The sequence below is a fragment of the Caulobacter sp. GW821-FHT12A07 genome, assembly GCF_058807655.1.
Window position 1 is genome coordinate 66,588 of sequence record NZ_JBXAQX010000010.1, and the last position, 11,492, is coordinate 78,079.

An 11,492-nucleotide genomic window follows, 5' to 3' on the forward strand; every position below is an offset into this window, starting at 1 on the left:
GAACCCCGCCCATGACGATGAAAACCGCCCGCGCGCTCGCCCTGCTGACCGCGTCCGCCCTGGTCCTGACGGCTTGCGGCGGCAAGGACGAGAAGAAGGCCGCGCCCGCCAGCCAGGCCCGCGCCGTCAGCGTCGGCGAGGTCCAGACCCGCCCCCTGGGCGGCGGGATCGAGGCCTCGGGCGTGCTGATCGCCCGCGACGAGGCCGCCGTCGGCTCCGAGCTCTCCGGCTACCGCGTCGCCCGCATCTACGCCGACGAAGGCGACTGGGTGCGCGCCGGCCAGCCGCTGGTGCAGCTCGACGCCACCCTGCTGAGCGCCCAGATCGGCCAGCAGGCCGCCGTCGCCGCCCAGGCCCAGGCCGAAGCCGCCCGCGTCTCGGGCCTCGACGGCCAGGGCGTGCTCAGCCAGGAGCAGATCGAAAGCCGCCGCTACAACGCCAAGGCCCAGGCCGCGGCGCTGGCCGAACTCCAGACCCGCCAGAGCCGCCTGACCATCGTCGCCCCGGTCGGCGGCCGGGTCATCGAACGCGGCGTCAAGCCGGGCGAGATCGCCGGCAGCGGCACGACGGCCTGGTTCCGCATCGTCCGCGACGGCCTCGTCGAACTGGAAGCCGACGTCAACGAAAGCGACCTGGCGGGCCTGTCGGTCGGCCAGCCGGCCACCGTCACCCTGCCGGGCGGCGCGCAGGTCTCGGGCGCGATCCGCCTGATCAGCCCGCGCGTCAATTCCGACACCCGCCTGGGCAAGGTGCGCATCCGCCTGCCCGTGCGCGAGGACCTGCGCGCCGGCGGCTTCGGCAAGGCGATCTTCGGCGCCTCGGGCGCGGCGGTCGTCGCCGTGCCCGAAGCGGCCATCCGCTACGACGCCTCGGGCCTGTCGGTGGTCGTCATCGACGCCCAGAACCGCGCCAAGCAGGTTCCGGTCCGCACCGGCCGCCGCGGCGGCGGCTGGGTCGAGCTGGTCCAGGGCCCCGCCCCCGGCGCGCGCGTCGTCATCGGCTCGGGCGCCTTCATCGGCGACGGCGACGTCGTCAAGCCGATCCCGGTGGCCGCCAACGGGCAGAAGGCCGCCAACTGATGGCCGACCTCCGCATCTCAGCCTGGTCGATCAGGAACCCGATCCCGGTCGCGGTCGTCTTCATCGCCCTGATCATCGCCGGCGTCGGGGCCTACCTGTCGCTGCCGGTCAAGCAGTTCCCGAACGTCACCTTCCCGGCCGTGACCGTCTCGGTCACCCAGAGCGGCGCGGCCCCGGGCGAACTGGAGACCCAGGTCACCCGCGTCGTCGAGGACGCGGTCTCGGGCATCTCCAACGTCAAGACGATCCGCTCCTCGGTGACGCAGGGCGCCTCGACCACCACCATCGAGTTCGAGCTCGGCGAAGACCTGCAGAAGGTCACCGACGAGGTCCGCTCCAAGGTCGATCAGGCCCGCGCCAGCCTGCCCAAGGAGGTCGACGAGCCGATCGTCCAGCGGCTCGAGATCGACAGCGCCCCGATCATCACCTACGCGGTCTCGGCCCCGTCGATGAGCACGGCCGACCTGTCGTGGTTCGTCGACGACACCATCACCCGCGCCCTCCAGGGCGAAAAGGGCGTGGCCCAGGTGGCCCGCGTCGGCGGCGCCGAGCGCGAGATCAACGTCGTCCTCGATCCGGCCCGCATGGCCGCCTTCGGCGTGACCGCGCCCCAGCTCAACCAGGCCCTGGCCAATTTCAGCCTCGACGCCCCCGGCGGCCGGGCCAGCGTCGGCGGTCGCGAGCAGACCCTGCGGGTGCTCGGCGCGGCCAACACCCTGGAGCAGCTGCAGCAGATCACCATCCCGGTCGGCTCGCGCTACGTGAAGCTGACCGACGTCGCCGACGTCGGCCAGGGCGCCGGCGAGGAACGCGGCTTCGCCCGCCTCGACGGCAAGCCCGTCGTCGCCTTCCAGGTGATGAAGACCCGCGAGTCCAGCGACGTCGAGGTCGAGGACCGCGTCAAGCAGGCCGTCGAGACCCTGGGCCAGAAGAACCAGGGCGTCGCCTTCACCAAGATCTACTCCACCGTCGACGAGACCCGCGCCAGCTTCGAGGCCACCAAGCACACCCTGCTGGAAGGCATGCTGCTGGCCTCGCTGGTGGTGTTCCTGTTCCTGCGCGAGTGGCGCGCCACCCTGATCACCGCCATCGCCATGCCGGTGTCGCTGATCCCGACCTTCGCCTTCATGGGCATGGTCGGCTTCTCGCTGAACGTCGTCACCCTGCTGGCCCTGACCCTGGTCATCGGCATCCTCGTCGACGACGCCATCGTCGAGATCGAGAACATCGAAAAACGCGTCGCCAAGGGCCAGCGGCCCTATCACGCGGCGATGGAGGGGGCCGACGCCATCGGCCTGGCGGTCGTGGCCACCACCTTCACCATCGTCGCGGTGTTCGTGCCGGTGTCGTACATGCCCGGCATCCCCGGCCAGTTCTTCAAGGAATTCGGCCTGACGGTCGCCGTCGCGGTGCTGTTCTCGCTGGTCGTGGCCCGCCTGCTGACGCCGCTGCTGGCCGCCTACTTCCTCAAGCCCGTCCTGCGCCCGCACGAGCGCAAGCCGTTCGAGGGCCTCTATCGCAAGAGCCTCGACTGGGCGCTCGACCACCGGATCATCGCCTTCATCATCGGCGGCGTCCTGACCCTGGGCTCGATCGCCGGCGCCGGCTTCCTGGCCTCGATCGGCGTCCTGGCCGTCGGCTTCCAGCCGGCCGGCAACGCCAACTACTACTACATCAAGCTGCAAGGCCCGCCCGGCGCGACCATCGCCGACATGGACCGCACGGCCCAGGCGGCGACGAAGATGTTCGCGGCCCGGCCCGAGACCGCCCACGTCTTCGTCCAGGTCGGCTCCAACATCGCCAGCGGCTTCAGCGGCCAGAGCGGCGCCGACGTCCGCGACGGCACCGTCACCGTGGTGCTCAAGGGCGACCGCAAGCTGACCGTGACGGAGATCAAGCAGGAGATCCGCGCCGGCCTGCGCGACATCCCCGACGCCCGCGTCAACCTCCAGGGCGACTGGGGCTCGTCCGACATCCAGAACATCATCACCTCGGACGACGGCGCGGCCCTCGACAAGGCCGCTCTCCAGATCGAGCGCGAGATGCGCGGCCTGAAGACCGTCGCCGACCCGCGTCCGTCCTCGCCGCCCAGCGGTCCGGAGATCGTCATCCGGCCCCGCGCCGACGAGGCCGCGCGCCTCGGCGTCTCGGTCACCGACATCGCCTCCATCGCCCGCGTGGCCACGGTGGGCGACATCGACGCCAACGTCGCCAAGATGACCCAGGGCGAGCGCCGGATCCCGATCCGCATCCGCCTGCCGGAAGGCGCGCGGTCGGATCTGGCGGCCATCGGCGCCTTGCAGGTGCCCACCGCCGCCGGCGGGATCACCCGCCTCGACAGCGTCGCCGACATCAGCTTCCAGGCCGGTCCCGCCAAGATCGACCGCTTCGGCCGCAAGCGGCAGCTGACCATCGAGGCAGACCTCAACGGCGGCGCCCAGCTGGGTCAGGCCCTGGCCGAGATCAACGCCCTACCGACCATGAAGAACATGCCCGCCGGCGTGGCCCCAGCCTCGGCCGGCGACCAGGAGGCCTTCACCGAGCTCTTCACGGGCTTCGCGGTGGCCTTGCTGTCGGCCGTGGGCCTGGTGTTCGGCGTGCTGGTGCTGCTGTTCCGCAGCTTCTTCAAGCCGATCACCATCCTCTCGGCGCTGCCGCTGGCGATCAGCGGCGCCCTGGTGGCGCTGGTGGTCTGCGGCCAGCCGCTGTCGATGCCCTCGCTGATCGGCTTCCTGATGCTGATGGGCCTGGCGGCCAAGAACTCGATCCTGCTGGTCGAGTACGCCATCGAACAGGAGCGGGCCGGCATGAGCCAGCGCGAGGCCCTGATCGACGCCTGCCACGAACGGGCCCGCCCGATCGTCATGACCACCCTGGCCATGATGGCCGGCATGCTGCCCACCGCCCTGGGCCTCGGCCAAGGCTCGGAGTTCCGCCAGCCCATGGCCGTGGCCGTGATCGGCGGCCTGATCACCTCGACCATCCTGTCGCTGGTGCTGGTGCCGGTGGTCTACGAGGTCATCGACGACTTCGAACGCTGGATCACCCCCAAGATGGCCCGCTGGACCACGCCGCGGGAAGCCTCGGGCGAGGCCGCGACGCCGGTGGATCGGCTCTGATCAAAAGGGGCCGGAGAAGACCCCCTCCGGCCCTCCGGGCCACCTCCCCCAGAGGGGGAGGATCTCGTTCGACGCTGCGCCAGGAAGATGCTCCCCCTCTGGGGGAGCTGTCGCGGAGCGACTGAGGGGGTCTCACCCCGCCTCCGCGACCGCCGTCGTCTCCGGCCCCACCATCCCGCCGCAGGCCGCGCAGATCACCACCGCCTCCAGCCGCTGGCCGCACGGAACATGCGTCAGCACCTCCGGCGGACCTTCCGGCCCCGCCAGCCAGCGGTCGCCCCAGGCCATCAGCGCCACGATCAGCGGAAAGAGCTCGCGCCCCACCCCGGTCAGCCGATACTCCCAGCGCTCGGGCCGTTCCTGGTAGCGGACCTTCTCCAGCACCCCCAGCGAAACGAGCCGACCCAGGCGGTCCGACAGGATGTTGCTGGCCACGTTCAACTCGGCCTGGAAATCGCCGAACCGGCGCAGGCCATAGAACGCCGCCGCCGCCAGGTACGAGGTCCAGCGGTCGCCGAGCACGGCCACGGCCCGCTCCACCGCCGGGTCGCCCCGGCCCTCCCCTTCGGCGATCGAGCGGCGCTGGGCGCGCGGCGGCGGGGCGGGATCGAAACCCGCGCCCGGTCCCGGCGCCACCGTCACCGCGCGCGCGCTCACCACCCCGCCGCAGGCCTTGCAGGCCATCTCGGTCTTCAGCACGCAGCCGCAGGGCTTGTGGATCACCCGCTGGGCCGGCTCGCCGCTGCGCCTTTCCTCCCAGCGCAGGATCATCAGGGCCGCGTCGAACAGCCCCCGGCCCTTCTCGGTCAGATGGTAGCCATGCCGCGCCGGCCGTTCCTGGTAGAGCCGCTTCTCCAGCACCCCGGCCGCCTCCAGCCGCGCCAGGCGGTCGGTCAGCAGCGAGCGGGCCATGCCGGTCTGCGCCACGAAGCCGTCGAACCGGTTCACGCCCCGGAACGCCGCGTACAGCACCAGCAGCGTCCAGCGGTCACCGATCAGATTCAGAGCCCGCGCCGCCGAACTCGCGCGCACCGTGCGAAAACTGTTGTTTTCAGGCGACATCGTTCTGTCGTGATGGCGTTCGCCCATCCCTGTCAATTGCCTCGCCGCACCGTCGCTTTTATAACGAGACTAACAAGAGCGGGGGACGGGAAACTCGCCTGCCGGTGCGGAGAAGTGCGATGGCCTACATCCTGGGGGGATGGCAGAGCGACTTTTCCGCCAACTGGTCGCGCCAGGGTTGGGGCCTGGCCGACGCTTTCAGCGAGGCGGTGGCGCAGGGACTTGCCGCCACCGACCTCGCGCCTTCCGACATCGACACCGGCCACGTCGGCAACTTCGCCGGCGAGCTGTTCGCGGGCCAGGGCCTGCTGGGCGGCTTCTTCGGCCTGGTCCATCCCGACCTCGACGGCCTGCCGACCATGCGCCACGAGGCCGCCTGCGCCTCGGGCAGCGTCGCCATCCTGTCGGCCGCCGCCGAGCTCGAGGCCGGCCGCTACGACCTGGCCTGCGTGGTCGGCATCGAGCAGATGCGCAACGTCTCCGGCCAGACCGCCGCCGAGCACCTGGGCGCGGCCGCCTGGGCCGGCCACGAGCACCAGGACGCCCGCTTCCTGTGGCCAGCCGCCTTCTCCGACCTGGCCGAGGTCTACGACCAGCGCTTCGGCCTGCGTTACGAACACCTGATGGCGATCTCGGAAAACAACTTCGCCAACGCCCGTCGCAATCCCAACGCCCAGACCCGCGACTGGCGCTTTCCGCCCGAGGCCTTCACCGCCGACGACGTCGCCAACCCGATCGTCGAGGGCCGCACCCGCAAGCAGGACTGCGGCCAGGTGACCGACGGGACGGCGGTGATCTTCCTGGCCTCGCCCGAACGCGCCCGGTCCTATGCCGAAGCCCGCGGGATCCCGCTCGACAGCCTGCCCCGCATCAAGGGCTGGGGCCATCGCTCCGCGCCCATCCCGCTCGACCGCAAGCTGGCCAAGAGCCAGGAGGGCGGTCACGTCTTCCCGCAGGTGCGCCGCGCCATCGACGACGCCCGCGCCCGGGCCGGGATCGGCCACCTGTCGGAGATCCACGCCGTCGAGACCCACGACTGCTTCGCCATCACCGAATACATGGCCATCGACCATCTGGGCCTCACCGCGCCGGGCGAAGCCTGGAAGGCGATCGAGGCCGGCGACATCGCCATGGGTGGACGCCTGCCGGTCAATCCGTCCGGCGGACTGATCGGCGCCGGCCATCCGGTCGGGGCCACGGGGGTGCGCATGGCGCTGGACGCCTTCAAGCAGACCACGGGAACGGCCGGCGACGGCCAGGTCGAGGGCGCCCACACGGTCCAGACCCTCAATATCGGCGGCTCGACCACCACCACGGTCAGCCTGGTGATCGGAACCTGAGATGCTGCAGATCCTGCTCGTCGACGCCGCCGTCTCGGCGCTGGCCTTCCTGGTCCTGTGGGGCGTCTCGCTCAAGATCCGCGACGTCAGCTTCATCGACGCCTGGTGGGGCGTCGGCATGGCCCTGGTCGCCTGGACCGCCTTCCTGCAAGGCCCGCCCACCCCGCGCGGCCTGCTGCTGACCGCGCTCTGCACCGTCTGGGCCGCGCGCCTGGGCGGCTATCTCTTCTGGCGCTGGCGCAAGCACGGGGCCGACCGCCGCTACGTCGCCATGCTGGGCCACGCCGAGAAGGCCCGCGGCTGGAGCTTCGCCAAGGCCTCGCTGCTGCTCGTTTTCGCCCTGCAATACGTCATGCAGTACGTCGTCGCCCTGCCCGTCCAGCTGGGCCAGGTGGCCGGACCGCTCGGCCCGCTGGCCGCGATCGGCGCGGCCCTGTCCGCGTTCGGTATCGCCTTCGAGACGATCGGCGACGCCCAGCTCGTGCGCTTCAAGGCCGATCCGGCCAACGCCGGCAAGGTGATGGACCAAGGTCTGTGGCGCTACACCCGCCACCCCAACTATTTCGGCGACGCCTGCGTCTGGTGGGGCCTCTTCCTGATCGCCGCCGAAGCCCTGCCCTGGGGCCTGGCCTCGATCGTCGGCCCGATCCTGCTGACCATCACCCTCACCCGCTGGAGCGGCGTGCCGACGACGGAGGGGCGACTGAAGAAGACCCGGCCGGACTACGCCGCGTACGTGGCGCGGACCTCGGGGTTCGTGCCGTGGTTTCCTCAGAAAACCCCTCTCCCATAGGGAGAGGGAGGGGCCCATGGCGAAGCCATGGGAGGGTGAGGGGTTAGGAACCCTGGCCGCTTCCACCCAAACTTCCCGTCATTCCCGCCCTTGTGGCGGGAAACCCTGGTTCCGCTCGCATGTGAGGCGCAAGCGGATCGCCTGCGATCCGCCCCACTCGCCCTTGCGCCCGACAGAGGGGTTCCCGCCACAAGGGCGGGAATGACGGGAGGTTGGGGGACGCGGAACTAGCCGCGCAGTTCTTCGCGCCCCGCCCAGACGCTGTGCGTCCCGCTGCTGATCTTGTGCGGCAACGCCACCCGGCACACCGGCTCCATGCTCCGCGCATCGACAATCAAACACTCCGACGTGCCGGCAGTCTCGTCGATGACGAAGCTCACCAGCCAGCCGTCGTCCTCCTCCACCGCCCCCGGCCGCGCCGCGAACGGCGCCTCGCTGGCGTAGCGGCCTTCCGGCAGCTTCAGTTCGAGGCTCTCGCCGGTGACAAGGTCGTGCTTGACGAAGCCGTCGAACAGGAACCACCCCGGCTTGGCCGTCGTCGAATAGGCGTAGCGATAGGGCTTGCCCGCCCAGGCCTGGTTGAACATGCCAAACTCCAGCACCCGGTCGTCCAGCCGCTGCTCGACCGTCTGCCCGGTCGCCAGGTTGAACCGCCAGCGATGGAGCTTGGGCCGGAAGCTGTGTTCGTCCAGATAGGCCATCAGGTGGGCGTACTGCTCGGGCGCGCCGGCCAGGGGCCTGGGCGTCGGGTTCTCCTGGAAATAGCCGTCGACCACCACCTCGTCGCCCTCTTCGTAGGCGTTGAGGAAGTGCAGCACATAGGTCGGCGCGGCCTCGAACCAGCGCGACTCGCCGCCCTGGCGCGGCACCAAAGCAAAGCGCGACGGCACGCCCTTGTGCAGCCGCACGGCGTGGATCCCCCGCTCCAGCAGCCCCGCGTCCCAGAACACCGGCAGGTCGTTGAAGATCGCCCAGTTGGCGCTGAACGCCATGTCGTGCGGCAGGCGCGGCCCCGGCAGCGGCACGGGCTGGTACAGCGTCCGCCGCCCCGTCCGATCGACCACCCCGTAATGCATGTAGGGCGCGTGCTTGGAGTAGTTGAAGAACAACAGCTCCCCGGTCGCCGGATCGACCTTGGTGTGGGCCGAGACCCCGTCGATCGGCGCCCAGGGCGCGGGGCCGAGGGTCTCCAGCGTCAGGGGGTCCAGCCGATAGGCCTCGCCGCATTGGTAGAAGGTGGCGATCGCCTCGCCGGCGTGGACGACGATGTCGGTGCTGGCGCTGTCCTTCAGCCCCCCATGCGCGCCGAAGCCCGGCCGCAGAGACGTGCCCGGACCGTCGGCCAGGCCTCCCCACAGGCTCTGGCCCGCCTCCTGCTCGGCCTCGAAACCGCGCGTGCGCACGAACCGGTTGCGATACCGCGCCTTGCCGCCCTGGAAGTCGATCTGGTGCACCATGCCGTCGCCGTCGAACGGGTGGTAGCGGCCCAGCGGGTCGTGCACCGGGTTCTCGGTGTTGCGCAGATAGACCCCGTCCAGCTCGGCCGGGATCGCGCCCTCCAGCACCACCAGGTCCTCGGCGTCGAGCTCCTCGTGCTGAGGCGTCCAGGCGCCGGTCATGTACGGATGGTCGGTAGGCCGCAGCGATGTGCGGACCGATGGTTGGCGCGCGACTTTCATGCCGTCCTCCCCAGGCTGGCCCAGGAAGCTTAGACCCTAAGTCTCGTTATGCAAGCTTCATCATTCGACGGCCGACTTGCTGCATCGCAAACAAAAGAAAGGCCCGCGTGCCGGAGCGCGCGGGCCATTTCCTAGGACGCCTGCAAAAGGCGCTTAAGCCGCCGAAATCAGAGGACGGCGCGGTTCTTGTAGGCCGAAACGGCCAGAGCGATCAGGCTCAGCATGGAATATCCAGTCATCTTCGTCGCCAGGGCCGAATTGCCCCGACGCCCGCCATATATGCTGACAACGTTGTCATTTCAAGGCTGAATGCTGCGACGCAACAACGCATCCTCCCGCGTGAAGCGGGGGAGACGGACCACGAAGTTGTGGAAGGGGCGAGACTGGGCGCTGTGCTCGATCCCCTTCCTCCGTAAAATCCCCGCGAAAGCGGAACAACTGATCCCTCTCCCCTTGCGGGAGAGGGTGGCCTGCGAAGCAGGTCGGGTGAGGGGTCTCTCAGAAATCAAACGCTGCGTGCGGCGGTCAGGCCGGGTGATGCGTCTCAAGTTTGAGAGACCCCTCATCCGACGGCCTTCGGCCGCCACCTTCTCCCGCAAGGGGAGAAGGATCGCGGACGGGGACAGACGAAGCTGGATCCCCGGCGACCGCGTCAAAGACCCCAACCAATCCAGCCGCTTACAACTTTCTCACCGCCCTGGATCAGACGCGCTCAGAACCGCCGCATAATCACTGGGTCTCGCCGCACCGAAGGAGCGCGCGGCCAGCGACCATGCGGCGGCGGGATGCGATCGAGCGGGACTGGGGCGGATTGGGAAGATCCGTCGTGTCCGGGACCTGGCGCTGGCCAGGCCCGCCCGCCGTCGGCTTGGGCGAGGATTACAGAGCACCCCTCTCCTCGTCGCCGTCCAAACGGGAAACCCGGCGGATGGTCCTGGTAAGGCGTTAAGAGCGCCGCCGCCCGGGAAGCCGGCAGTCCAACGACCGCGCGGAGCGTCTAGGCTTCGTCGAAACGGTATCTGTCTACACACCTCCGGGCGTCGCCCGGGCGCTCCGTTCCCCTTCATCAGCTCAGCGGTTCACCGCGTGAGATCGAGAAGTCATGCGCTCAAGGAACCTCCCCCTGTGGGGGAGGCGGCCGAAGGCCGGTGGGGGGCCGTTTTCAGCTTTCGAGGCCGTGGTCGATAGCCCACCAACTCCCCCCTCCGATCGCTACGCGATCGCCTCCCCCAGAGGGGGAGGTTCCTCGCGAGCGACCCCACCTTCTCCCGCAAGGGGAGAAGGGCCCCTACTCCCCCCTCGCCTCCTCGCCCAGGAACCGCACCTTGGCTCCCTTCTCCACCGCAGCCCCCAGTTGCTGCGCGTCCCAGTTGGTCAGGCGCACGCAGCCGTGCGAGGCGCGCTTGTTGACCAGTTTCGGATCGGGCGTGCCGTGAATGCCGTAGGTGTCCCTGGTCAGGTCGATCCAGGTCGAGCCGACCGGATTGTTCGGCCCGGCCTTGATGGTCAGCTTGCCCTTGGGCTTGCCAAAGGTCAGGCGCGAGGGGTCGTAGGTGTAGGTCGGGCGCGGCGCCACGGTGCGCACCGCCCACTCGCCGCTGGGGGCCGGACGCTCGGTGCTGCCCACCGTGGCCGGATAGACCGCCAGCAGGTTGTCCTGACCGTCATAGGCCCGCACCTGGCCGACGCCCTTGTCGATGTCGATCCGCGTCACCTTGGCCGGCAGCTCGCGCGGACCCAGGGCCGCCACGGCGATGCGTGTCCCGGCCTTGCCGAAGTCGGCGCCGGGATTGAGGGCCTGCAGCAGCGCCTCGTCCATGTGGAAGCGCTCGGCCAGGGCCTCCAGCGGGCTGGTGTAGGAAAGCGCCGGCAGCCTGGCCATCGCCTCGTAGTCGTCCTTGGGGATCATCTTGGCGTACGGCCCGTCGGCGTCCTCCTGGGTGATCACGTAGTCGGTCAGCACCTGGCCGCCGTCGGCCTCGATCAGCGCCTTCCACAGGTCGGGCGTCACCTCGCCGTCGACGCTCAGGCCCTGCGCCTGCTGGAAGGCCTCGATGGCCAGCCTCAGGTTCGTGCCGGTGACCCCGTCGATGGACCCCGGCGAGAAGCGGGCGCGGTCGAGCAGCACCTGCACCCGCACCAGGGAAGGCGCGATCATCGACGGATCGGCCGGCGGCGCGGTCTGCGGGCCGGCCGCCTCGACGGCCTGGGCCAGGGGCGAGCGGTCGGCCGAAGCGACCTTCGACGACTGTGGGGCCTGAGCCGCCGCGGGCGGCGGCGGCGCCTCGGCCTTCCGCTCCCCGCGCGAGCAGGCCGCCGCCAGGACGCATCCGGCCAGCAGGGCCGCGAGACGAAGGGTCGAAGGCATCGCATACTCCACGCACGAGGAACGTCTTGCAGGTCTCAAGCCTTGAGCCATG

The 11,492-nt window shown here is 70.1% G+C and carries 7 protein-coding genes; 4 read left to right on the top strand and 3 right to left on the bottom strand.

All coding sequences use genetic code 11. From position 1 onward, the window contains the following. Nucleotides 1-11: 11 nt before the first annotated feature. Together AC1RRS_RS18895 and AC1RRS_RS18900 are read left to right on the top strand one after the other, a co-directional pair. Entirely contained in the window at nucleotides 12-1,079 is a 1,068-nt protein-coding gene (locus AC1RRS_RS18895; RefSeq protein ID WP_492856443.1) for an efflux RND transporter periplasmic adaptor subunit, read from the top strand. Continuing rightward, nucleotides 1,079-4,198: an efflux RND transporter permease subunit gene (locus tag AC1RRS_RS18900; RefSeq protein ID WP_492856444.1), complete on the top strand. Its 3,120-nt coding sequence runs from the start codon at nucleotides 1,079-1,081 to the stop codon at nucleotides 4,196-4,198. The genes AC1RRS_RS18895 and AC1RRS_RS18900 overlap by 1 nt, the downstream gene beginning before the upstream one ends. Nucleotides 4,199-4,330: 132 nt before the next feature. Here AC1RRS_RS18900 and AC1RRS_RS18905 read toward each other — a convergent pair whose 3' ends face one another. Further along, complete coding sequence (locus AC1RRS_RS18905; RefSeq protein ID WP_492856445.1) at nucleotides 4,331-5,260, bottom strand: winged helix-turn-helix transcriptional regulator; 930 nt, start codon at nucleotides 5,258-5,260, stop codon at nucleotides 4,331-4,333. Nucleotides 5,261-5,379: 119 nt separating this feature from the next. On the opposite strand from AC1RRS_RS18905, the gene AC1RRS_RS18910 reads away from it, so the two are divergent. Together AC1RRS_RS18910 and AC1RRS_RS18915 are read left to right on the top strand one after the other, a co-directional pair. Further along, nucleotides 5,380-6,600, top strand: coding sequence for an acetyl-CoA acetyltransferase (locus tag AC1RRS_RS18910; RefSeq protein ID WP_492856446.1), 1,221 nt, complete (start codon nucleotides 5,380-5,382; stop codon nucleotides 6,598-6,600). Between the two features lies 1 nt (nucleotide 6,601). Continuing rightward, nucleotides 6,602-7,393: a DUF1295 domain-containing protein gene (locus tag AC1RRS_RS18915; protein WP_492856447.1), complete on the top strand. Its 792-nt coding sequence runs from the start codon at nucleotides 6,602-6,604 to the stop codon at nucleotides 7,391-7,393. 227 nt (nucleotides 7,394-7,620) lie between these two features. Here the strand turns inward: AC1RRS_RS18915 and AC1RRS_RS18920 are convergent, their stop codons facing one another. Together AC1RRS_RS18920 and AC1RRS_RS18925 are read right to left on the bottom strand one after the other, a co-directional pair. Next, on the bottom strand, nucleotides 7,621-9,072 hold the full coding sequence (locus AC1RRS_RS18920; protein ID WP_492856448.1) for a carotenoid oxygenase family protein: 1,452 nt from the start codon (nucleotides 9,070-9,072) through the stop codon (nucleotides 7,621-7,623). A gap of 1,288 nt (nucleotides 9,073-10,360) precedes the next feature. Continuing rightward, entirely contained in the window at nucleotides 10,361-11,440 is a 1,080-nt protein-coding gene (locus AC1RRS_RS18925; RefSeq protein ID WP_492856449.1) for a L,D-transpeptidase family protein, read from the bottom strand. Nucleotides 11,441-11,492: the final 52 nt, after the last annotated feature.

Coding starts and splice junctions, on each gene's coding strand:
- AC1RRS_RS18925 (WP_492856449.1), bottom strand. CDS start 11,440: ATGCCTTCGACCCTTCGTCTCGCGGCCCTGCTGGCCGGATGCGTCCTG.
- AC1RRS_RS18905 (WP_492856445.1), bottom strand. CDS start 5,260: ATGTCGCCTGAAAACAACAGTTTTCGCACGGTGCGCGCGAGTTCGGCG.
- AC1RRS_RS18895 (WP_492856443.1), top strand. CDS start 12: ATGACGATGAAAACCGCCCGCGCGCTCGCCCTGCTGACCGCGTCCGCC.
- AC1RRS_RS18910 (WP_492856446.1), top strand. CDS start 5,380: ATGGCCTACATCCTGGGGGGATGGCAGAGCGACTTTTCCGCCAACTGG.
- AC1RRS_RS18920 (WP_492856448.1), bottom strand. CDS start 9,072: ATGAAAGTCGCGCGCCAACCATCGGTCCGCACATCGCTGCGGCCTACC.
- AC1RRS_RS18915 (WP_492856447.1), top strand. CDS start 6,602: ATGCTGCAGATCCTGCTCGTCGACGCCGCCGTCTCGGCGCTGGCCTTC.
- AC1RRS_RS18900 (WP_492856444.1), top strand. CDS start 1,079: ATGGCCGACCTCCGCATCTCAGCCTGGTCGATCAGGAACCCGATCCCG.